The 20,221-nt window shown below is 62.6% G+C and carries 18 protein-coding genes; 9 read left to right on the forward strand and 9 right to left on the reverse strand.

The window, feature by feature from the left end:
- Positions 1 to 295: 295 nt before the first annotated feature.
- Together ACFMPD_RS01050 and cysQ are read right to left on the reverse strand one after the other, a co-directional pair.
- Positions 296 to 1,096, reverse strand: coding sequence for a 3-deoxy-manno-octulosonate cytidylyltransferase (locus ACFMPD_RS01050; RefSeq protein ID WP_380990699.1), 801 nt, complete (start codon positions 1,094 to 1,096; stop codon positions 296 to 298).
- On the reverse strand, positions 1,096 to 1,893 hold the full coding sequence (gene cysQ / locus ACFMPD_RS01055; protein WP_380990702.1) for a 3'(2'),5'-bisphosphate nucleotidase CysQ: 798 nt from the start codon (positions 1,891 to 1,893) through the stop codon (positions 1,096 to 1,098). The genes ACFMPD_RS01050 and cysQ overlap by 1 nt, the downstream gene beginning before the upstream one ends.
- A gap of 114 nt (positions 1,894 to 2,007) precedes the next feature.
- Here cysQ and ACFMPD_RS01060 point away from each other — a divergent pair, with 114 nt between their 5' ends.
- Both ACFMPD_RS01060 and ACFMPD_RS01065 read left to right on the forward strand, forming a co-directional pair.
- Entirely contained in the window at positions 2,008 to 2,829 is an 822-nt protein-coding gene (locus ACFMPD_RS01060) for an ABC transporter permease (RefSeq protein WP_380990705.1), read from the forward strand.
- The gene (locus ACFMPD_RS01065; protein ID WP_380990708.1) at positions 2,826 to 3,425 is read left to right on the forward strand and encodes a peptide-binding protein; all 600 of its coding nucleotides are present in this window, start codon (positions 2,826 to 2,828) and stop codon (positions 3,423 to 3,425) included. Before ACFMPD_RS01060 ends, ACFMPD_RS01065 begins: the two co-directional genes overlap by 4 nt.
- Before the next feature lie 7 nt (positions 3,426 to 3,432).
- Here ACFMPD_RS01065 and ACFMPD_RS01070 read toward each other — a convergent pair whose 3' ends face one another.
- The gene (locus ACFMPD_RS01070) at positions 3,433 to 4,047 is read right to left on the reverse strand and encodes an alpha-ketoglutarate-dependent dioxygenase AlkB family protein (RefSeq protein ID WP_380990711.1); all 615 of its coding nucleotides are present in this window, start codon (positions 4,045 to 4,047) and stop codon (positions 3,433 to 3,435) included.
- Positions 4,044 to 4,493, reverse strand: coding sequence for a DMT family transporter (locus tag ACFMPD_RS01075; RefSeq protein ID WP_380990714.1), 450 nt, complete (start codon positions 4,491 to 4,493; stop codon positions 4,044 to 4,046). Before ACFMPD_RS01075 ends, ACFMPD_RS01070 begins: the two co-directional genes overlap by 4 nt.
- A 260-nt stretch (positions 4,494 to 4,753) precedes the next feature.
- Between ACFMPD_RS01075 and dnaK the strand changes: the two genes are divergently transcribed.
- From dnaK to radC, 3 genes are all read left to right on the forward strand, one after another.
- Positions 4,754 to 6,661, forward strand: coding sequence for a molecular chaperone DnaK (dnaK, locus tag ACFMPD_RS01080; protein WP_380990717.1), 1,908 nt, complete (start codon positions 4,754 to 4,756; stop codon positions 6,659 to 6,661).
- A 76-nt stretch (positions 6,662 to 6,737) separates the two neighbouring features.
- Entirely contained in the window at positions 6,738 to 7,877 is a 1,140-nt protein-coding gene (gene dnaJ / locus ACFMPD_RS01085; RefSeq protein ID WP_380990720.1) for a molecular chaperone DnaJ, read from the forward strand.
- A 110-nt stretch (positions 7,878 to 7,987) separates the two neighbouring features.
- Positions 7,988 to 8,749 carry a RadC family protein gene (gene radC / locus ACFMPD_RS01090; RefSeq protein WP_380990723.1) on the forward strand — a complete coding sequence of 254 codons (762 nt, stop codon included), beginning with the start codon at positions 7,988 to 7,990 and terminating at the stop codon, positions 8,747 to 8,749.
- Here the strand turns inward: radC and ACFMPD_RS01095 are convergent.
- The 3 genes from ACFMPD_RS01095 to secA all read right to left on the reverse strand — a co-directional run bounded on the left by ACFMPD_RS01095 (position 8,746) and on the right by secA (position 14,062).
- Positions 8,746 to 10,299 carry a phosphate ABC transporter substrate-binding/OmpA family protein gene (locus ACFMPD_RS01095; RefSeq protein ID WP_380990725.1) on the reverse strand — a complete coding sequence of 518 codons (1,554 nt, stop codon included), beginning with the start codon at positions 10,297 to 10,299 and terminating at the stop codon, positions 8,746 to 8,748. The genes radC and ACFMPD_RS01095 overlap by 4 nt on opposite strands.
- A 22-nt stretch (positions 10,300 to 10,321) precedes the next feature.
- On the reverse strand, positions 10,322 to 10,840 hold the full coding sequence (locus ACFMPD_RS01100; RefSeq protein WP_380990728.1) for a hypothetical protein: 519 nt from the start codon (positions 10,838 to 10,840) through the stop codon (positions 10,322 to 10,324).
- A gap of 513 nt (positions 10,841 to 11,353) precedes the next feature.
- On the reverse strand, positions 11,354 to 14,062 hold the full coding sequence (gene secA, locus ACFMPD_RS01105) for a preprotein translocase subunit SecA (RefSeq protein ID WP_380990730.1): 2,709 nt from the start codon (positions 14,060 to 14,062) through the stop codon (positions 11,354 to 11,356).
- 173 nt (positions 14,063 to 14,235) lie between these two features.
- Here secA and ACFMPD_RS01110 point away from each other — a divergent pair, with 173 nt between their 5' ends.
- From ACFMPD_RS01110 to ACFMPD_RS01125, 4 genes are all read left to right on the forward strand, one after another.
- Positions 14,236 to 15,087, forward strand: coding sequence for a peptidylprolyl isomerase (locus ACFMPD_RS01110; protein ID WP_380990733.1), 852 nt, complete (start codon positions 14,236 to 14,238; stop codon positions 15,085 to 15,087).
- A gap of 3 nt (positions 15,088 to 15,090) precedes the next feature.
- Positions 15,091 to 16,317 carry a bifunctional glutamate N-acetyltransferase/amino-acid acetyltransferase ArgJ gene (gene argJ / locus ACFMPD_RS01115; RefSeq protein WP_380990735.1) on the forward strand — a complete coding sequence of 409 codons (1,227 nt, stop codon included), beginning with the start codon at positions 15,091 to 15,093 and terminating at the stop codon, positions 16,315 to 16,317.
- Entirely contained in the window at positions 16,314 to 16,712 is a 399-nt protein-coding gene (locus ACFMPD_RS01120; protein WP_380990738.1) for a (deoxy)nucleoside triphosphate pyrophosphohydrolase, read from the forward strand. The genes argJ and ACFMPD_RS01120 overlap by 4 nt, the downstream gene beginning before the upstream one ends.
- A gap of 133 nt (positions 16,713 to 16,845) precedes the next feature.
- Positions 16,846 to 16,980: a hypothetical protein gene (locus tag ACFMPD_RS01125; protein ID WP_380990741.1), complete on the forward strand. Its 135-nt coding sequence runs from the start codon at positions 16,846 to 16,848 to the stop codon at positions 16,978 to 16,980.
- A gap of 111 nt (positions 16,981 to 17,091) precedes the next feature.
- Here the strand turns inward: ACFMPD_RS01125 and infB are convergent, their stop codons facing one another.
- Both infB and ACFMPD_RS01135 read right to left on the reverse strand, forming a co-directional pair.
- Positions 17,092 to 19,578, reverse strand: coding sequence for a translation initiation factor IF-2 (gene infB, locus ACFMPD_RS01130; protein ID WP_380990744.1), 2,487 nt, complete (start codon positions 19,576 to 19,578; stop codon positions 17,092 to 17,094).
- A gap of 8 nt (positions 19,579 to 19,586) precedes the next feature.
- Positions 19,587 to 20,207: an RNA-binding protein gene (locus ACFMPD_RS01135; RefSeq protein ID WP_380990746.1), complete on the reverse strand. Its 621-nt coding sequence runs from the start codon at positions 20,205 to 20,207 to the stop codon at positions 19,587 to 19,589.
- Positions 20,208 to 20,221 lie beyond the last annotated feature (14 nt).

Raw genomic sequence — 20,221 nt, forward strand, 5'->3', positions numbered from 1 at the left:
GTCTACCGGAACCGCAGATACACACTGTTTGCATGAACCGCATCCATACCCGAGTGTCTGATGTCCGCATTACCGGTATCCGATCTGCAGCCGGATTTTGCAAGCGCGGCCTTGCGGGCTTGGCATGGCCTAGCACGCATTGTGGCTTATTGCACGCATTGGTTGATTTTTTGTATCGAGTCGCCGGTGCGGCACCAGAGAATCCCGGCCCGGATCGGCAGAATGCCGCCGGTCTGGGGCCGGGCGCTCGCATTCCGTAAAGTCAGCTTTTGATCCGCCATGTGCAGAAAATCGCTCATTCCAGCCCCATGTCGCGCATCATGGTTTCCAGTTTCGGCACGTCCTGCGGATTGTTCAGCTCCCAGAACTGGCGGCCCTGGGCCTGGACCTCGACGCACAGCACCTTGCGGCCGTTCTCCATGAACCGCAGTTGCTCCAACCCTTCCAGCTGTTCCAGCGGGCCGGTCGGCCAATCGGGATAGGCGGCCAATGCCTCAGGTCGATAGGCATAGACACCGACGTGATGAAACACCGGGGTTTCAGCGTCATCGGCATAGGTCTCGCCGGTAAAAGGGACCACCTCCTTGGAAAAATACATGGCGCTGTGATCACGGGCGAAAACCGCCGTGGTGCCGCCGACGCGCCCGGCCCGGCGATCGGCCAGAAACCCGTTCAGCGCCGCCCCGTCACAACGCAGCACCGGGGTCGCGACACCGGCATCCGGCGCCGCGCGCAGCCCCGCCACCAGCTCTTCGACGAACCAATGCGGCGTCAGCGGCGCATCGCCCTGCAGATTGACCACGATATCGAACCCACCCCCCAGCGCGGCATGTGCTTCAGCACAACGTTCGGTGCCATTGGCGCAATCGGATGACGTCATCACGACCTCGGCGCCAAAACCGGTGCAAGCGTCGCGAATTCTCTCGTCATCGGTGGCCACCACCACGCGATCGACGCCGGACACCTGTTGCGCGGCGCGCCAGGACCGTTCGATCAGGCTGCGGGACTCGCCGGTGGCGCCTGTCAGTGGCACCAGCGGTTTGCCCGGATAACGGGTCGAGGCATAGCGGGCGGGGATGGCGATCAGGACGGACATCAGGCGCCTTTCAGCCGGACACGCGGCGCATGGGCGATAAAGAACGGGTTGGCATAGCCGGGCTTGCCATAGGTCAGCGGGCTGTGGTCGTCAAAGCGTACCACCTCGCCGCCGGCCCCGGCCAAGACCGCATGCCCGGCGGCGGTGTCCCATTCCATCGTCCGACCGACGCGCGGATAAAGATCCGCCTCGCCGGTCGCCACCAGACAGAATTTCAGCGACGAACCGGCGCTCTTCATGTCCTTGACCGCGTATTTTCCGATATAGTCGTCTGTCGCCTGATCCCGGTGCGATTTGCTGGCCACCACCATCAGCGCATCATTGTCGGAAGTCGACACCCGGATCGGACGCGTCGGCCCCACCCTGTCCGCAGCCAGCGCGCCGGTCTCTTCGACCGACTGCCCGTCAGCCAGCGTATAGAACATCCGCGCCTTGGCCGGCGCATAGACCACGCCGCGTGTCGGCACGCCGTTTTCCACCAGCGCGATGTTTACCGTGAAATCGCCGCGGCGGTGGATGAACTCCTTGGTGCCGTCCAGGGGATCGACGATCAGAAACGTGTGCCCGGTGCTGCTGTGGCTATCGGCCTGTTCCTCGGTCACCAGCATCATCTCGGGAAAGGCGGCGCGCAGACCCGCCGAAATAATCGCGTCCGCCGCCTCGTCCGCCGCCGTCACCGGGCTGTCATCGGATTTCACCTTCACGTCGAAATCGTCGGAGTTGTAGATTTCCATGATCTTTTCGCCGGCCTCGATGGCCAGTCTGCGAATCACGGGAATTAGGCTGTCATGGGTCACGCGGGCACTCCGATCGGGTTCGTTGATATGTCTCGGCTGTCCTCTTATGCTGATCCGGCAACGGAACGGCAAGAATTCCCTGCCATGCTCCGGGCATCACGGGATCACATGCTCATGTTTCAAACGACCAAACGACAGACACCGCTGGCCGGTGCGGCGCAGATCCTCGAACTGATCTTTCATTCGAGCGTGCGCAGCGTGCGCAAGAAACACAACAACGCCCTGGTCGCCATCGCACTGAACATGCTGCAGGTGGCGACCTTTGTCCTGGTCTTCTATTTCATGTTCATCGTATTGGGCCTGCGCGGCTCGGCCGTGCGCGGCGACTTTCTGCTATACGTGATGTCGGGCATCTTTCTGTTCATGTGCCACGCCAAGGCGGTCGGAGCCGTGGCGGGAGCCGAGGGGCCGAATTCCGCGACGATGCAACACGCGCCCATGAACACCATCATCGCCATCGCCGCAGCCGCTTTGGCGTCGCTCTATGTGCAGACCCTGTCGATGTTCGTGATCCTGTTCATCTATCACGCCGCCTTTACGCCGGTCCTGATCGAAGAACCGCTGCCGGCCTACGGGATGCTGCTGCTGGCCTGGTTCACGGGCTGCGGCGTCGGATTGATCTTTCTGGTGCTGAAACCCTGGTTTCCCACCGCGGTCGGCGTCATGACCACCATCTATCAGCGCGCCAACATGATCGCCTCGGGCAAGATGTTTCTTGCCAACACCCTGCCCGGTTTCATGCTGGCCATGTTCGACTGGAATCCATTGTTTCACGCCATCGACCAGGCGCGCGGCTATGTCTTTATCAACTACAACCCGCATTACAGCACCTGGCAATATGCCTTTTGGGTGGGGGTCGTGCTGATCATGGTCGGCCTGATGGGTGAATTCTATACCCGCCGGCACGCGTCGCTCAGCTGGGGGGCCCGCAGATGAGAGTGGTCGTTCTTTCTGTCCTCCTGTGGCTGGCGTCCCTGCTGAGTCTCACCGCACAGCCGTTTCCCGCGCTTTACGATGTGGCCGGCGTGACCGCCGGTGACGTTCTGAATGTCCGCAGCCAGCCGAACGCGGCCGCCGGAAAACTGGGCGCGCTGTCCTTTAATCAGCGCGATATCGAGGTGGTGGCGCAAGACCCCGACGGGAAATGGGGGTTGATCAACCTCGGCGAAAACGCCGGTTGGGTCGCCCTGCGATACCTGCGCCGCCATGAAACGGGTCACGCCATCCTGGCCGATCGGTTCTGGTGTTTCGGAACCGAGCCGTTCTGGTCGCTGGACGTGACCGAGGGCAAGATGGTCGCGTTCTCAACACCCGAAGGGCAAGTTTCCGAAATGCCGTCAGGCACTCTGACGCCCGGCGTCAACTATATCGATCGCTTTCTGCTGGACATGGGCGAAAACACCGCTGTCCTACGTCGCGAAATATGCAGTGACGGCATGTCGGACCGCAGTTTCGGCATCGCAATCGATCTGTTTGGCCCCCTGAGCGGCGGAAATCTCTTGTCCGGTTGCTGCTCGATCGCACCACGTTAGGGCGTGGTCAGTCGACAACCCGCAGCGTCAGATTGATCCGTCCGCCCCGGGGCAACAGGCCGGATGAACCGAACCGGATCCGATCCACTCCGTGATAAGCCAACCGGGCCGCACCGCCCAACACCACCACGTCGCCCGAGTTCAGCCAGATCGATTCGCTGGGCCCGCCCCGAGTGGTATTGCCGACCCGGAACAAACCGTCATCCCCCAGCGACACCGAAACGACAGGCCAGCGGAAATCTGCTTCGTCCCGGTCCTGATGCATCCCCATTCGCGCACCTTCGCCATACCAGTTGATCAGGCAGCAATCCGGGCGCCGCGCCAACCCGGTCACCGCGTCCCAGACCCACAGCACTGGAGCCGGAATCGCCGGCCAGCGGCCACCGCCGGGATGGCGGCGCCTATAGCGGTACCCGCTGCGGTCCGAATACCAGCCACAGCTGCCCGCTGACGTCATGCGCACCGACATCGGCCGGCCCGAGGGCGTGACCGGGGTAAACAGCGGCGCGACCGCAACGCAATCCCGCACCGCCGCGACCATCTCGCGCTGCGCCGCGCCGTCCAGAAAACCCTGATGAACCGCGCAACCGCGCAGCAACAGCGTCGGCGCGGCACCGGTCATCGAAACAGCGACAGCGCCACGCCGGCGGCGACCAGCAGCGCCGCCAATACCCGCTGCCAGTCCAGGCCGCGCACCGGCAGGCCAAAGGCGCCGAAGGCATCCAGCAACAGCGACCCCACCAATTGTCCCAGAATCAGCGCCGCGGTCAGGCTCAGAACCCCCAGCCGGGGCACACCATAAATTGCGGTCCAGACGTAATAGGCGCCCAGCGCGCCACCGCTCCAGGCCCACCAGGGCACCGCGCGAATTTGCTCTGTGTCCGGCATGGTGCCGCGCGCGATGACCAGGATCAGCAACAACAGGAACCCGACTCCGAAAGACACCATCGCCGCGGCCAAGCCATCGCCCAGACTGCCCCCCAGCCGGGCATTCATCGGAGCCTGAGTGGCAATCGCGATTCCCGCGACAAAGACCGCCAGCAACGCGATCAGGAAATTCTCGCCCATATGCCTTTTTCCCCCAAAAAACCGATTGCAACCGGTTGCAAAAGCATAGGGCGATCCGGCCCCGATGGGAAACGCGCGGCTTGCCTCCAATACCCGCCAAAAAACGCTCAATCCGATGGTTGCAGGCCCGAAAACCGCTCCTTATATACACCGGGACGCACAAAGCCTTAACCGGTGCATGTGCAAAAGCTTTCGGGGCCGGGATGCCATAATGGGTTCAGGCCTCGGGTCATCGCCTTGCAGTACAGAAGGGATCAAACATGAGCAAAGTAATCGGAATCGACCTGGGAACCACCAACAGCTGTGTGGCCATCATGGACGGCAGCCAGCCCCGCGTGATCGAAAACGCCGAGGGCGCCCGCACCACCCCGTCGATTGTCGCCTTTACGGATGACGAGCGGCTGGTCGGCCAGCCCGCGAAACGTCAGGCCGTCACCAACCCGGACAACACCATTTTTGGCGTCAAACGTCTGATCGGCCGCCGGTTCGACGACAAGGATCTGGCCAAGGACAAGAAGAACCTGCCCTTTGCCGTGATCGACGGCGGCAATGGCGACGCCTGGGTCGAAGCCAAGAGCGAGAAATATTCGCCTAGCCAGATTTCCGCCTTCATCTTGGGAAAAATGAAGGAAACCGCCGAGAGCTATCTGGGCGAAGAGGTCAAGCAGGCGGTCATCACCGTTCCGGCCTATTTCAACGACGCTCAGCGTCAGGCCACCAAGGATGCCGGCAAGATCGCCGGTCTCGAAGTGCTGCGCATCATCAACGAGCCGACCGCGGCTGCGCTGGCCTATGGTCTGGACAAGGAAAACACCCACACGATCGCGGTCTATGACCTGGGCGGCGGTACGTTTGACGTGACCATTCTGGAAATCGACGACGGCCTGTTCGAGGTGAAATCGACCAATGGCGACACTTTCCTGGGCGGCGAAGACTTCGACATGCGCATCGTCAACTATCTGGCGGGCGAGTTCAAAAAGGAAAACGGCGTCGATCTGACCAAGGACAAGATGGCGCTGCAGCGGCTCAAGGAAGCCGCCGAAAAGGCCAAGATCGAACTGTCCAGCAGCTCGCAGACCGAAATCAACCAGCCATTCATCTCGATGGACCCCAAGGGCGGTCAGCCGCTGCACATGGTGATGAAGCTGACCCGCGCCAAGCTGGAACAGCTGGTCGGCGACCTGATCAAGGCGTCGCTGAAACCATGCCAGGCCGCGCTGAAAGATGCCGGCATGTCGGCCGGTGACGTCGACGAGATCGTGCTGGTCGGCGGCATGACCCGCATGCCCAAGGTCGTCGAGGAAGTCACCAAGTTCTTTGGCAAGGAACCGCACAAGGGTGTCAACCCGGACGAGGTCGTTGCCATGGGTGCCGCCATTCAGGCCGGCGTTCTGCAGGGTGACGTGAAAGACGTGGTCCTGCTGGACGTAACCCCGCTGAGCCTGGGCATCGAGACCCTGGGCGGCGTCTTTACCCGACTGATCGACCGCAACACGACGATCCCGACGAAAAAATCGCAGATCTTCTCGACCGCCGAGGACAACCAGAACGCCGTGACCATCCGGGTATTCCAGGGCGAACGCGAAATGGCCGCCGACAACAAGATCCTCGGCCAGTTCAACCTGGAAAACATCCCGCCGGCCCCGCGCGGCATGCCGCAGATCGAGGTGACCTTCGACATTGATGCCAACGGCATCGTGTCGGTCGGCGCCATGGACAAGGGCACCGGCAAGGAACAAAAGATCACCATTCAGGCCTCGGGCGGTCTGTCGGATGACGATATCGAAAAAATGGTCAAGGACGCCGAAGAGAACGCCGAGGCGGACAAGGAACGCCGCGAGCTGATCGAGGCCAAGAACCAGGCGGAAAGCCTGATCCACTCGACCGAAAAATCGATGGAAGAACATTCCGACAAGGTCGATCCGACCACGATCGAAGCCATCGAACTGGCCATCGCCGCACTCAAGGACGAACTGGAAACCGAAAATGCCGACAAGATCAAGTCGGGCATCCAGAACGTCACCGAAGCAGCCATGAAACTGGGCGAAGCGATCTACAAGTCCAGCCAGGAAGCCGAGGAAGAGCCAGCGGCTGCGGATGCCGGGCCGGCCGAGGACGACATCGTCGACGCCGAGTTCGAAGATCTGGACGACGACAAACGCGCCTGATGCGCAAGTCTCAGCCTGACTTGGCCGGCCTTTGACAAGGGCCGGCCATCCGGCGTTCGGACAGGAGGACCAAAGAATGTCGAAACGCGACTTCTATGACGTGCTTGGCGTGACTAAAGGCGCTTCTGCGGACGAAATCAAAAAGGCCTATCGACGTAAGGCCAAGGAGCTGCATCCGGACCGGAATGGCGACAATCCGAATGCGGAAAGCCAGTTCAAGGAAGCAAACGAAGCCTACGAAATCCTCAAGGACGCTGAAAAGAAAGCGGCCTATGACCGGTTCGGTCACGCCGCGTTCGAAGGCGGCATGGGCGGCGGCGGGCGCGGGGCGCAGTTTGGCGGGGGCGATTTCTCGTCTGCCTTTTCCGACGTGTTCGACGACCTGTTCGGTGATTTCATGGGCGGTCAGCGCGGCGGCGGACGCCGGGCGGCGCGGGGCTCTGACCTGCGCTATAACCTGCGCGTCAGCATGGAAGAGGCCTATTCGGGGCTGCAAAAGACCATCAACGTGCCCACTGCCGTGGCCTGTTCGGGCTGCGAAGGCACCGGGTCAGAGGGCGGTGCCGAACCCAGCACCTGTCCAACCTGTTCCGGCATGGGCAAGGTGCGGGCGCAACAGGGCTTTTTCACCGTCGAACGCACCTGTCCGACCTGTTCGGGTCTGGGGCAAATCATCAAGAACCCCTGCAATTCCTGCGGTGGTCAGGGCCGTGTCGAAAAGGACCGGGCGCTGAACGTCAACATTCCCGCAGGCGTCGAGACCGGCACCCGTATTCGCCTGGCCGGCGAGGGCGAAGCCGGCATGCGCGGTGGGCCGCCGGGCGATCTCTATATTTTTGTCGAGGTTCAGGCGCACGAACTGTTCGAGCGTGACGGCACCAACCTCTATTGCCGCGTACCGGTCAGCATGGCCAAGGCCGCCCTGGGCGGTGCGATCGAGGTGCCCACCATCGACGGCGGCCGCGGGCGCGTGCAGATTCCGGCCGGCAGCCAGTCGGGCCGTCAGATGCGGCTGCGCAGCAAGGGCATGCCGGCCCTGCGCGGTGGCGGTATCGGCGACATGTTCATCGAACTGGCGGTGGAAACACCGGTCAATCTGACCAGTCGGCAAAAGGAACTGCTGCGCGAATTCGACGAGTTGAGCGAAGATAACAACCCGGAAACGAACACGTTTTTCTCTTCGGTCAAGTCTTTTTGGGACAGTATGAAAAGCTGAGCTGACGGCAAGGGGCGGGCCGGTCCACCGGCCGGCGCCGCCTGACCCGCTGCCCGTTCGGCAGGGGCGCATTAACCGGATGTTCACCCTGACGCCGCACGCTTTGCGCCATGACAAATGGGCCTTCCTTTCACGAAGCGCCACAATCGCTGTTTGACAGCGACGAGGCGCCCATCGTGCCGCTGCCGCAGGGCAAGCTGCCGTCCTATATCGCCGACCACCGGCAACGTCTGCGGGACCGGTTCATGCAGGGCGGCGCTGCGGCAATGCCGGATTACGAACTGCTGGAACTGCTGCTGTTCCGCGCCATCCCGCGCCGCGACGTGAAACCGCTGGCGCGCGCGTTGCTGGACCAGTTCGGCGATTTCAACCGGGTGCTCACCGCCCCTGTCGAGCGGCTGCGCGAGATCAAGGGCGTGGGCGAGGCCGTGATCAACGATCTCAAGGTCGTCGAAGCGGCGGCACATCGCATGGCCCGCGCCAAAGTTCTGAAAAGACACGTGATTTCTAGCTGGGACGCGATACTCGACTATTGCCACACGACGATGGCACATCGCGAGACCGAGCAATTCCGGGTGCTGTATCTGGACCGCAAAAACACCCTGATCGGCGACGAGGAACAGGCCAAGGGAACGATCGATCACGTCCCCGTCTATCCGCGCGAAGTGGCGAAACGGGCGCTGGAACTGAACGCCGGCGCACTGATCCTGGTGCACAACCACCCCTCGGGCGATCCGACGCCGTCGCCGGCGGATATCGACATGACCAACCAGATCCAGGCCGCCTGCACTGCTCTGGGGCTCGTGCTGCATGATCATCTGATCATCGGCAAATCCCGCGAGCTGAGTTTTCGCGCGCAAGGATATCTCTAGCGCATCCAGACTTCGACCCGGCGATTGACCTGCCGCCCCCAGGCACTGTCGTCACAGGCCATCGGCAGTGCCTCGCCAAAGGCCGCCACCTCGACCCGCAACTGCCGGGGATCGGCGATTTCGGCCTCGGCCAGAACCGCGTCGCGCACCGCCCGGGCCCGCGATTCGGCGATCCGCCGGTTGCCTTGCGCCGGGCCGTCGCCATCGCTGAACCCGACAAAGACCAAGCGCCTGGCGTCATAGGCCCCGGATTCCAGCGCCCGGGCCAGCTGGATAACGTTGGCGCGCGACTGCGCATCCGGGCGCGACGACCCGGCCTCGAACCGAAAGGACGTGGTCAGCCGCGTCATCGGCGCGAGCAGTGCCACCATGCGCTGCAGTTCCGCCAGCGGGACCTCGGTCCCGGCCAGACGAATCGCGTTGGCCAGGCGGTTGCCCTGCATGTTGACCGAAATCTGCTCGGGCGAGCGGTCGACCAACCCGGACCGGCGAATGACGATCTGCGCCGCCGGGTTGCGGGTATAGGCCAGAAACGCGCGCGCCAGTTTCGGCAGACGCCGCGCCGGCAGGTACAGGAACATCGGCGACGTCAGCGGATAGTCCTCGGTCTTGATGCTCTGCCGGCTGGCACTCAGAGCCGAGCCGCAGGGACCGCTGAGGGTCAGCGCCCGGGTGATGCCGGGCTCGGAATAGCTGGTCACGCCCAACCCGAAAGGATCGCGGCTGACCGCTCGAACCAGCCCGCTGTTGCGGGCATGCCGGACCGCAGCGGGCGCGAAGGTCAGCCCCAGCGGGCGCAGCAACCGGTCTTCGGCCGCCTGTGCCAGACCCGAACCACTGGCCGGCAGATGCAGGGTGATCGGCGCATCCGGCCCCCCCAATTCGCGCCAGTTGCCGATCTGCCCGGACAGCACGCGCGCCAGTTGCGGCGTTGATATGCGGTGTACCGGGTTTTCCGCCGCCACCACGGGCACCAGCGCATCCAGCGCCAAAACGCGTCCCCGTTCGGTCATGTCGCCCATCCCGGCGGCCCGGGCCCGGCGGCGTTCCCGGGGCCGGATTTCGCGCAGAGCCATGACGATGTCGGCCTCGTTGGCCAGCAGATCGGCAAAGCCTTCGTCCGTGTTGCTGGCGCGGAATTTGAACCGGGCCAGCTGACGCCCGCTATCGCCCTGAAACAGGTCATAGACGAAATGCGACGCATCCAGTGTCTGCCGCCGGGCCTGCAGCCCGTTGCGCAGGGCAAACCCCTCGATCAGGGCCGGCAGCAAGACTTCGGCCATGGTCGACGCCCCGGAAAACGCGACATGGGCGACGAAATCCGACAGGTTCGGGCAACCCGGCCCGTCGCACAGCACGCCCGACCCATCGACGGTCAACTCGCCGAACCGGGTGTCAACGCGATAGAATTCGCCGTCAAATCCCAGAAGATCGCCGGTAATTTCGACACTGCCATCAGGCGAGGACAGGGTGACATCCTGCGCCCGCGCCGTCGTTCCGATCGAATAAAGAGAAAGTGCGGCGATGATCGCTGCACGCAGCCCCGTCATGACATGCTCTGATCCGAGTGATCTATCTGCGCGCGATCATCAGGTCATCAAACAGATTTTTCAACACCATAAAGCCGCCGACCGTCGTACAATCGGGCATGCGGACATCCACAAAGCGGCTGCGCGGGCGCATCTTTCCCCGCTGAATCAGCGATTGCAGCGCGATGTCCCGACCACAGGTCTCGGATGTTACGCGCGACTCGACGGTCAGACGGGTCGAACCGCTCTCCGTCAAGCCACCCGTCGGGACAGAATAGATCTCGGCCCGCCGGGGAGCCAGGACCCGGGCCTTTCCCAGGCGCAGCACATCGCCTGAGGTTGTCGGCCCCGTCTCTGCGCCCTCCAGGTGCGCAGATCCGGACCACACATGCGTTTGCGTCCCGCCATGGGTGTTGAACGCACGTGCATGGACCTGAAAATCGGCCGCCCCGGTCCATTGCAGAACCAGCCTGTCGTAACCGGCCACCTCCGGAACATGGGCGACGGCCACGGCGCCCTGCCCACTGGCAAATTCGACAATGAATACGGCCCGTTCGGCCAAGGCTGGCACGGCGACCTGCAACCTGCCATCGGCATCGGTCGTCTCGGTAAACATCATACCGTTGTGATGCACCGTCAGCGCGGATTTTCCGTGACAGGGCGCGGTAACACGCAGGGCGACCCGGGCTGCGGCAATGGGCACGGCCTTGGCCGTAACATCGCAGTTCGACGCGTCAGCCGGGACCGGGCCGGTCGGGTGAACCTCGTTCAGAGAGGCGCCCGCCGTCGCATGCATCCCGAGCGGCGCTGTGTCAGAAGAGGTTGGCGGGCTGGCCGAAACGGATGAAACACCGGCGACCGTAGCCGCATCTGCGGCAGGCAAGCCCAGCGATTTCAGGGCGGGCCCGATTGCCAGAGCAAAAGCGACGGCGCCAACCATCACAGCCGGTTTTCGCAATACGGACATCCCGCACCTTCCGTTTCAATCTTGATCACGGAAGGTTTTGCAGAAAAGAACGGCCAAACCGTGGCCGTCCGGTGGCGTTCTCTTGACGGGGTCCCGGCCGGACCTGGCTCAGAGAATGCGGCCGTGGCAGTGCTTGAATTTCTTGCCGCTGCCGCAGGGACATTTTTCGTTCCGGCCCGGATTGCCCCAGGTCGTCGGGTCCTCCTCGACAAAGCCGCTCTTTGCGGCCGCCGGTTGCCGCGCGTCGGCCGCACCTGCCGGAACCGCCGCCTGGGCCTGCTTCATCTCGGCCTGTTGTGCCGCAAGCTGGGCCATCATCTGCTGCTGTTCTTCCTGAGTCAGAGGCCGCACCTGCGCCAGATTGCGGGTAACCGTCTCGCGCAGCCCGTCCAGCAGACCTTCGAACAGCTGAAAGGCTTCGGTCTTATATTCATTCAGCGGATCACGCTGCGCATAGCCACGAAAGCCGATGACCGAGCGCAAATGTTCCAGCGTCAGCAGATGTTCGCGCCATTTGGTGTCGATGGTCTGCAACAGCACCTGCTTTTCGATATCGCGCATCGTATCGCGCCCGAAATCGACAGCTTTTTTCGCCATCATCTCGTCGGTCGCCTTGACCAGGCGTTCACGGATGATCTCGTCATCCACGCCCTCTTCGGCGGCCCATTCCATCACCGGAACGTCAACGCCCAGCTTTTCGATCACCTGCGCATACAGCCCCTCGGTGTCCCACTGATCGGCATAGGATTTCGGCGGCATATGACTGTCGATCAGGTCGTCGATCACCTGATAGCGCATGTCGGCGGTGATTTCGGACAGGTCCCCGGCGCCCATGATCTCGCGCCGCTGACTGAAGATAACCTTGCGCTGATCGTTCATCACATCGTCGAATTTCAGCACGTTCTTGCGCATGTCGAAATTGCGCCCTTCGACCTTGGCCTGGGCGCGCTCCAGCGATTTGTTGACCCAGGGGTGCACAATCGCCTCGCCCTCTTTCAGGCCCAGGGTCTTGAGCACCTTGTCCAGACGGTCGGACCCGAAAATCCGCATCAGGTCATCTTCGAGACTGAGATAAAAGGCGGTGCGGCCCGGGTCGCCCTGACGGCCCGAGCGGCCGCGCAGCTGGTTGTCGATGCGGCGGCTTTCATGGCGCTCGGACGCCATGACGTACAGGCCGCCTGCCTCCAACACCTTTTCTTTCTCCTCGGCGTGCAACGCCTCTTGTGCCGCCCGCAACTCGGCGGGATCGGCCTCGGGGTTCTCGGCCAGCGCCTCGAGCACCTTCATCTCGACATTGCCGCCCAACTGGATGTCGGTACCACGGCCGGCCATGTTGGTGGCGATGGTCACCGCGCCCAGACGGCCCGCTTCGGCGACAATCTGCGCTTCTTTCTCGTGCTGGCGCGCGTTCAGGACGTTGTGCTTGATGCCCGCCTTGGTGAGCATCTGCGCCAGCATCTCGGACTTTTCGATCGAGGTCGTACCCACCAGAACCGGCTGGCCTTTTTCGTTGGCCTTGCGGATTTCCGCGATCATCGCCTCGTATTTCTCGCGGGCGGTGCGATAGACCTGATCGTCCTCGTCGACCCGCGCGATCGGCTTGTTCGTCGGCACCTCGACCACGCCCAGACCGTAAATTTCCTGGAATTCCTCGGCCTCGGTGGCAGCGGTACCGGTCATGCCGGACAGCTTGTCATACAGCCGGAAAAAGTTCTGAAATGTCACGCTGGCCAGGGTCACGTTTTCGGGCTGGATCTTGACCCGCTCCTTGGCCTCGATGGCCTGGTGCAGACCCTCGGACAACCGGCGTCCGGCCATCATGCGCCCGGTGAATTCGTCGATCAGAACAACCTCGCCGTCGCGGACGATGTAATCCTTGTCTCGCTGGAAAATCTTGTGTGCGCGCAGGCCCTGATTGACGTGATGCACGATTGTCGTGCTTTCCGGATCATACAAAGACTGCTCGGCATCCAGCAGGCCGCGGGCATGCAGCTGCTGTTCCAGGAACTCGTTGCCGTCGTCAGTAAAGGTAACGCTGCGGGTTTTTTCGTCGATGGTAAAGTGATCTTCGGTCAGGCTGGGGATCACGATGTCGATTTTCTGGTACAGTTCCGAGCGGTCGTCGGCGGGTCCGGAAATGATCAGCGGTGTGCGCGCCTCGTCGATCAGGATGCTGTCGACCTCGTCCACGATGGCAAAATTGTGGTATTTCTGGCAGACCTCGGCCAGGTCGGATTTCAGGTTGTCGCGCAGATAGTCAAAACCGAACTCGTTGTTGGTGCCATAGGTGACGTCGCATTCATAGGCTTTGGGTTTTTCGGCCGGGTTCATGTTGGGATAGATCACCCCGGTGGTCATGCCCAAGGCTGCGAAAACCTTGCCCATCCATTCGCTGTCGCGCCGGGCCAGATAGTCGTTCACCGTCACCACATGAACGCCCTTGCCGGTCAGTGCATTCAGATAGGCGGGAAAGGTCGCCACCAGCGTCTTGCCCTCACCGGTCTTCATTTCGGCGATATTGCGCTGGTGCAGAAAGATGCCGCCCATCAGCTGAACATCAAAAGCCCGCAACCCCAGCGCCCGCTTGGCCGCCTCGCGACAATTGGCAAAGGCCTCGGGCAACAGATCGTCCAGGTCTTCGCCTTCCAGAGCGCGTTTGCGCAGCTCTTCGGTCTTTTCCTTCAGCCCGTCATCGTCCAGTTTCTCGAATTCGGGTTCCAGCGCATTGATTTTTTCGATCAGCGGGCGCGTCGCCTTGATTTTTCGGTCGTTCGGTGTGCCGAACACCTTTTTGGCGATAGTTCCGAATCCCAGCATGCTCACTCCAGCCGATCTGACTTTTACTGTTTTGTGCAGGCTTGCCCGCCCTGCCCTCAAGCCATAGATACGGGTGAGAATGACGGTGCTGCATAGGCCACAAGGCGATGTAAGGGCCGGGTGAAACAGTGTCAACGTCGCGCCCGGTCGCGGCACTCGAATAGGAAGATTCCATGCCCAAACGCCTCACTTTTCTGTCCAGTCTGGCCCTCGTCGCCGCGATGTCCTGGCCGGCGATGGCCGTTTCGGCACCGAACGCGGATACGGTCGTGGCCCGGGTCAACGACGAAGAGATCACCCTGGGTCACATGATCATCGCCCGGGCGACCCTGCCGCAACAGTATCAGCAGCTGCCCGACAACGTGCTTTACAACGCCATTCTGGACCAGTTGATCCAGCAAAGCGCGCTGGTGCAGTCCCGCGACGGCAGCATGCCGCGCCAGGTCGAGATCTCGCTGGAAAACGAACGCCGCTCGCTGTTGGCGGCGGACGCTATTGAAACCATCATGGGAGCCGTCGGCAGCGACGAGGAAATCCGCGCCGCCTATGAGGCCAAATATGCCGATGGCTATGGCGAAACCGAGTACAATGCCTCGCATATTCTTGTCGCCAGCCAAGAAGAGGCGACAAAGATAAAGGCCGATCTGGCCAATGGCGCCGACTTCGCCGAGACGGCCAAGGCGAAATCGACCGGCCCCTCGGGTCCGAATGGCGGCGAACTTGGTTGGTTCACCGCCGGTTCCATGGTGCCCGAGTTCGAGGCCGCCGTCAGTGCATTGCAGCCTGGGCAGGTGTCCGATCCGGTTCAGACCCAGTTCGGCTGGCATATCATCGCGCTCAACGATTCGCGCAAAAAGGCTGCCCCGGAACTGGATGAGGTGCGCGACGAACTGCTGGTCAAACTGCGCCAGGACGCGGTCGAAGCCCAGATCGAGGAACTGACCCGCGCGGCGACCATCGAGCGACCGGTGATCGAAGATCTGCAGCCGGAGGTTCTGCAAAATCTCGACCTGCTGGGAAACTGAGCGATGGCCAAGATCACCACCCGTTCGCCGTTGGCCCCGGCCGGTTTTCCCGACCTGCCGGTCATTGACGGCGTACGCTTTGCCGCCGCCGCCGCCGGGGTGAAATACGCCGACCGCAACGATGTCATGCTGGCGGTACTGGACGCCGGAACCTCGGTGGCCGGGGTCTTTACCAAGTCCACCACGCGCTCGGCGCCGGTGCTGGACTGTCAGGCGAAACTGGCCCGCACCAGCGGGGGCAGTGCCGCGATACTGGTCAACTCCGGGAACTCGAACGCCTTTACAGGCCATTACGGCCAGGCTTCGGTGGCCGAGATCACGGCGGCCGTGGCAAAAGCCGCATCCGTTCCCCAGGGTCGCGTATTCACCGCGTCAACCGGCGTCATTGGCGAGCCCCTGCCGCACGAACGCATCATCCAGAAACTGGAGGAACTGACCGACGGGCTGGACGCCAACGGCATACAGGATGCCGCCGGCGCGATCATGACCACCGACACCTTTGCCAAGGGCGCCGGTGCCGAGGTCGATATCGAAGGCCGGACAGTGCGCATTGCCGGCATCGCCAAGGGCTCGGGCATGATCGCGCCGGACATGGCGACCATGCTGGTCTATATTTTTACCGATGCGGTGGTCGCACAGGACCGGCTGCAGGTCCTGCTGGCGGAACTGACAGAAAAGACCTTTAACTGCATCACCGTGGACAGCGACACCTCGACCAGCGACAGTCTGATGCTGTGCGCCACCGGCGCCTCGGGCGTGGATGCTGGCAACAGCGAGGCGTTCCGCGCGGCGTTGCACGGCGTCATGCTGGATCTGGCGCATCAGGTGGTGCGCGATGGCGAAGGCGCCAGCAAGTTCGTCGAAATCCGTGTTACCGGCGCCGCCAGCGACGCCGATGCCAAGACACACGCCCTGTCCATCGCCAATTCGCCGCTGGTCAAAACCGCCATCGCCGGCGAAGATCCGAACTGGGGCCGGGTTGTGGCCGCCATCGGAAAATCCGGCGCTGCGGCGGATCGCGATCGGTTGAGCATCCGGTTTGGCGATATTCTGGTGGCAGAAAAAGGCTGGGTCAGTCCGGATTACCGCGAAGAAGACGCCGCGGCCCACATGAAGGGGCAGGAATTGCTGATTCAGGTCGATCTGGGGCTGGACCAGGGCCGCTGTACGGTCTGGACCTGCGATCTGACCCATGGGTATATCGAGATCAACGCCGATTATCGTTCATGAAAACGGTTCTGGTGTCTGCGGTCGCGCTGATCGATGTCGATGGCCGGGTCTTGTTGGCGCAACGTCCCGAGGGCAAGTCGATGGCCGGGCTGTGGGAGTTTCCCGGTGGCAAGATCGAGCCGGGCGAAACCCCCGAAGCCGCATTGATCCGCGAGTTGTACGAAGAGCTGGGCATCGACACCTGGGCCTCGTGTCTGGCGCCACTGACCTTTGCCAGCCACAGCTATGACGATTTTCACCTGCTGATGCCGCTGTTTGCCTGTCGGAAATGGCAAGGCATCGTGCGCGCCAACGAAGGCCAGGAACTGGCCTGGGTGCAGCCCCGGGATCTGCGTTCCTATCCGATGCCGCCGGCGGATGTTCCGCTGATCTCGATCCTGCGCGACTGGCTGTGACGAAGGTCGCCGAACTGCGCGCAACACCGAGTCGGGCGCGGTTTTCCCCTGCGGCAAGATTTCCCAGATTTTTCTACCAAATTCTAATCAATTCGTGGCTATCCTGAACGAGTCACGAAGTGGGAAGAAACACATGCTGCGCACGATCATCGTTGGAACCTGCGTGTTCATCCAGGGCAAATTCGTCCGGTCCCTGCCGGATGGGCGCATCGCCATCCTGGTCGGCTCGACCGAATACAGGGGCCAGCCGGTCACGCCTATGGGCTAATCATCCGGCAAGGAATTGTCCGATTGACGCCAGCGTGAGCGAACGTCGAAAAAAGGGGCGCAGCCATATCTGGCCGCGCCCCTTTTCTTGTTCTCTGAAACTGCTGATGCGTCAGTCCAGCGTGCGGACAACCTCTTCGCGTTCGAAAATCTCGATGACATCCGCGGGACGGATATCGTCGTAATTCTCGAATGCCATGCCGCATTCCTGGCCGGACTGAACCTCGGGCACCTCGTCCTTGAAACGTTTCAGCGTTTTCAGGGTGCCTTCGTGAATCACCACGTTGTCGCGCAGCAGACGCACACCGGCGCTGCGGCGGGCGACGCCCTCGGTGACCAGACAGCCGGCGACCTTGCCGACACCGGTGACCTTGAAAACTTCCTTGATCTCGGCGTACCCGATGAACTTTTCGCGAATCTCGGCGCTGAGCAGGCCGCTGGCCGCGGATTTGACGTCATCCACCAGATCATAGATCACCGAATAATACCGGATCTCGACGCCCTTCTGATTGGCGGTGTTTCGGGCGCTGGCATTGGCACGCACGTTAAAGCCCATGATCGGCGCATTGCTGGCCTCGGCCAGACCGACATCGGTCTCGGTGATGGCACCGACACCGGAATGCAGCACGCGCACGCGCACCTCATCGTTACCGATCTTTTCCATCGCCTGCACGATTGCCTCGGCAGACCCCTGTACGTCGGCTTTGACCAGGATCGGCAGTTCACTAACGCTCTCGTCGGCCTTGGCGTTGGCCATCAGTTGTTCCAGCGTCGTCGCGGCGCCGGCCGCGGCGCGCTTGTCCTTGGCGGCATTGGCACGATAGTCGGCGATCTCGCGGGCCTGCGCCTCGGTCTCGACCACGTTCAGAACGTCGCCGGCCTCGGGCGTACCGTTCAGGCCCAGAACCTCGACCGGAACCGAAGGGCCGGCTTCGGTCACCCGCTCGCCCTTGTCGTTCTCCATCGCACGGACCTTGCCCCATTGTTCGCCAACAACGAAAATGTCGCCCTGGCGCAGGGTGCCGGTCTGTACCAGAACCGTCGCCACCGGACCGCGGCCCACATCCAGCTTGGCTTCGATCACCGCCCCCTGGGCGGCGCGATTCGGGTTCGCGTGCAGTTCCAGGATTTCGGCCTGCAGGGCGATCGCCTCGAGCAGTTGATCAAGGCCGGTGCCGTTGATTGCCGATACTTCGACATCCTGCACATCGCCCGACATCTTTTCGACGATCACCTCGTGCTGCAGCAGATCTGTGCGCACCTTGTCCGGGTCGGCATTGGGGCGGTCGATCTTGTTGATCGCCACGATCATCGGCACGCCGGCGGCCTTGGCATGGTTGATCGCTTCGACGGTCTGCGGCATCACCGCGTCATCCGCCGCAACGACCAGCACGACGATATCCGTCACCTGGGCCCCGCGCGACCGCATCGAGGTAAAGGCCGCGTGGCCGGGCGTATCCAGAAAGGTCAGCACCTGACCGTCCTCGGCGGTGACCTGATACGCGCCGATATGCTGGGTGATGCCACCGGCCTCGCCGGCCACCACCTTTGCATTGCGGATCGCGTCCAGCAGCGAAGTCTTGCCGTGGTCGACATGACCCATCACGGTGATCACCGGCGGGCGCGGCTGCAGATCCTTTTCTTCGTCCTCGATCTGGGTGATCACATCCTCGACGTCGGCATCCGAAACCCGCACCACTTTGTGGCCGAATTCCTCGATGATCAGTTCTGCGGTATCGGCGTCGATGGTCTGGTTCTGCGTGACCATCATGCCCATCTGCATCAGCGATTTGACGACGGATCCGACCCGTTCGGCCATACGGTTGGCCAGTTCGGACACCACGATTGCCTCGGGCAACTGAACTTCGCGCACCACCTTTTCGCGTTCGACACTACCGCCCATCGCCTTTTGACGTGCGCGTTCCTGCTTGCGCTTCATTGCCGCCATCGACCGTTGACGGCCGCCTTCGCCACCGCGCAGGGCCTGGTTCAGCGTCAGCTTGCCGGAGCGGCGGCCATCGTCATCACGGCCCTTGCCGCGCGACGGGCGTTGGTCCCGGTCGCGGTCGGATTTACGCGGGGTCGCGGCGGCCGGTTTCGGCGCACCGGGGCGCGGCGCGGCACCGGGTTCGCTCGGCGAAGGTGCGGCAGCGGCCCGTTTGGCGGCAGCCTCGGCTTCTGCCCGTTTGCGGTCTTCTTCTTCGGCCTTGGCGCGGGCCCGCTCTTCGCGTTCCTTCTCCTCGCGCTCCTTGGCTTCGGCCTCGGCGCGGCGGCGTTCGCGCTCCTCGGCCCGTTCCTTTTCCTCGGCAGCGCGGCGGGCGGCCTCTTCGACTTCGCGGGCCTTGGCAGCCTGCACCGCCTTGAGGCGGCGCGCCATCTCCGCGTCCGAAATGCCGGCGGGCCGTTTGGATGGGTCACCGATCGGAGCCGATGATGCGCCCCCGGACTTTCCGGCACCGGGCTTGGGCACCACAACGCGCTTGCGCTTGGTCTCAACCACGACATTCTTCGTCCGTCCGTGGCTGAAACTCTGTTTCACGTTCCCCGGACGGGAACTCCCACGCAGACCCAAAGTCTTTTTGCCGTCAGTATCGCTCATAAAGCTCTTTATCCTTCCAAGCGGCCCTTGCCGCTTTCCGTTTTGCGCATGCCCCGCAATCTCTGGGCTTCCTCTACAACACGTTGCGTGAGTCCACCAGAGGCGAGCGCCGCATGTATCACAGTTTGGCGGCCAAAGGCCATTCCAAGCTCATCTGCGGTCAACCAGCCGATGTAATGGCCGAAATGAGGCGTGCTCAGTTTCGATTTTCCCCGGCCCGACCCGTCCGACGCCTGGATCAGAATCAGCGCCTCTTCCTTGGCCAGCCAGGTCTTGACCTTTTCATAGCCGGCCACCGCATGGCCCGACTTGCGCGCCAGGCTGATCAGATCGACGACCCGCCGGGCCAGTTGGCGTTCGACCGCATCCACCAGATCCGCTTGCGCCTGCACCGACTGTTTCAGCCCGCGCGCAAACAGTTTTTTCGCCACCGCCCGATCCAGCGCAGCCCGCTCGGCGGCCACATAGACGCCACGCCCCGGTAATTTGCCCCGGATATCCGGCACGACCTGACCGTCAGGCCCGGCCACGAACCGGATCAGCCCATGTTTTGGCTGCACCTCGCCCGTGGCAATGCATTTGCGTTCGGGACCGTCGGACCGGTCTTTCGAGGCGCCACCGCGACCCATGAGAAAACTCCGGA

It is taken from the genome of Sedimentitalea sediminis (assembly GCF_042687825.1).
Taxonomy (GTDB): domain Bacteria; phylum Pseudomonadota; class Alphaproteobacteria; order Rhodobacterales; family Rhodobacteraceae; genus Sedimentitalea.

What these genes read in the sequence shown, in the direction of transcription:
- ACFMPD_RS01050 (WP_380990699.1), bottom strand. Translation starts at nt 1,096, where the DNA reads ATGTCCGTCCTGATCGCCATCCCCGCCCGCTATGCCTCGACCCGTTAT.
- ACFMPD_RS01060 (WP_380990705.1), top strand. Translation starts at nt 2,008, where the DNA reads ATGTTTCAAACGACCAAACGACAGACACCGCTGGCCGGTGCGGCGCAG.
- ACFMPD_RS01065 (WP_380990708.1), top strand. Translation starts at nt 2,826, where the DNA reads ATGAGAGTGGTCGTTCTTTCTGTCCTCCTGTGGCTGGCGTCCCTGCTG.
- ACFMPD_RS01070 (WP_380990711.1), bottom strand. Translation starts at nt 4,047, where the DNA reads ATGACCGGTGCCGCGCCGACGCTGTTGCTGCGCGGTTGCGCGGTTCAT.
- ACFMPD_RS01075 (WP_380990714.1), bottom strand. Translation starts at nt 4,493, where the DNA reads ATGGGCGAGAATTTCCTGATCGCGTTGCTGGCGGTCTTTGTCGCGGGA.
- dnaK (WP_380990717.1), top strand. Translation starts at nt 4,754, where the DNA reads ATGAGCAAAGTAATCGGAATCGACCTGGGAACCACCAACAGCTGTGTG.
- dnaJ (WP_380990720.1), top strand. Translation starts at nt 6,738, where the DNA reads ATGTCGAAACGCGACTTCTATGACGTGCTTGGCGTGACTAAAGGCGCT.
- radC (WP_380990723.1), top strand. Translation starts at nt 7,988, where the DNA reads ATGACAAATGGGCCTTCCTTTCACGAAGCGCCACAATCGCTGTTTGAC.
- ACFMPD_RS01095 (WP_380990725.1), bottom strand. Translation starts at nt 10,299, where the DNA reads ATGACGGGGCTGCGTGCAGCGATCATCGCCGCACTTTCTCTTTATTCG.
- secA (WP_380990730.1), bottom strand. Translation starts at nt 14,062, where the DNA reads ATGCTGGGATTCGGAACTATCGCCAAAAAGGTGTTCGGCACACCGAAC.
- ACFMPD_RS01110 (WP_380990733.1), top strand. Translation starts at nt 14,236, where the DNA reads ATGCCCAAACGCCTCACTTTTCTGTCCAGTCTGGCCCTCGTCGCCGCG.
- argJ (WP_380990735.1), top strand. Translation starts at nt 15,091, where the DNA reads ATGGCCAAGATCACCACCCGTTCGCCGTTGGCCCCGGCCGGTTTTCCC.
- ACFMPD_RS01120 (WP_380990738.1), top strand. Translation starts at nt 16,314, where the DNA reads ATGAAAACGGTTCTGGTGTCTGCGGTCGCGCTGATCGATGTCGATGGC.
- ACFMPD_RS01125 (WP_380990741.1), top strand. Translation starts at nt 16,846, where the DNA reads ATGCTGCGCACGATCATCGTTGGAACCTGCGTGTTCATCCAGGGCAAA.
- infB (WP_380990744.1), bottom strand. Translation starts at nt 19,578, where the DNA reads ATGAGCGATACTGACGGCAAAAAGACTTTGGGTCTGCGTGGGAGTTCC.
- ACFMPD_RS01135 (WP_380990746.1), bottom strand. Translation starts at nt 20,207, where the DNA reads ATGGGTCGCGGTGGCGCCTCGAAAGACCGGTCCGACGGTCCCGAACGC.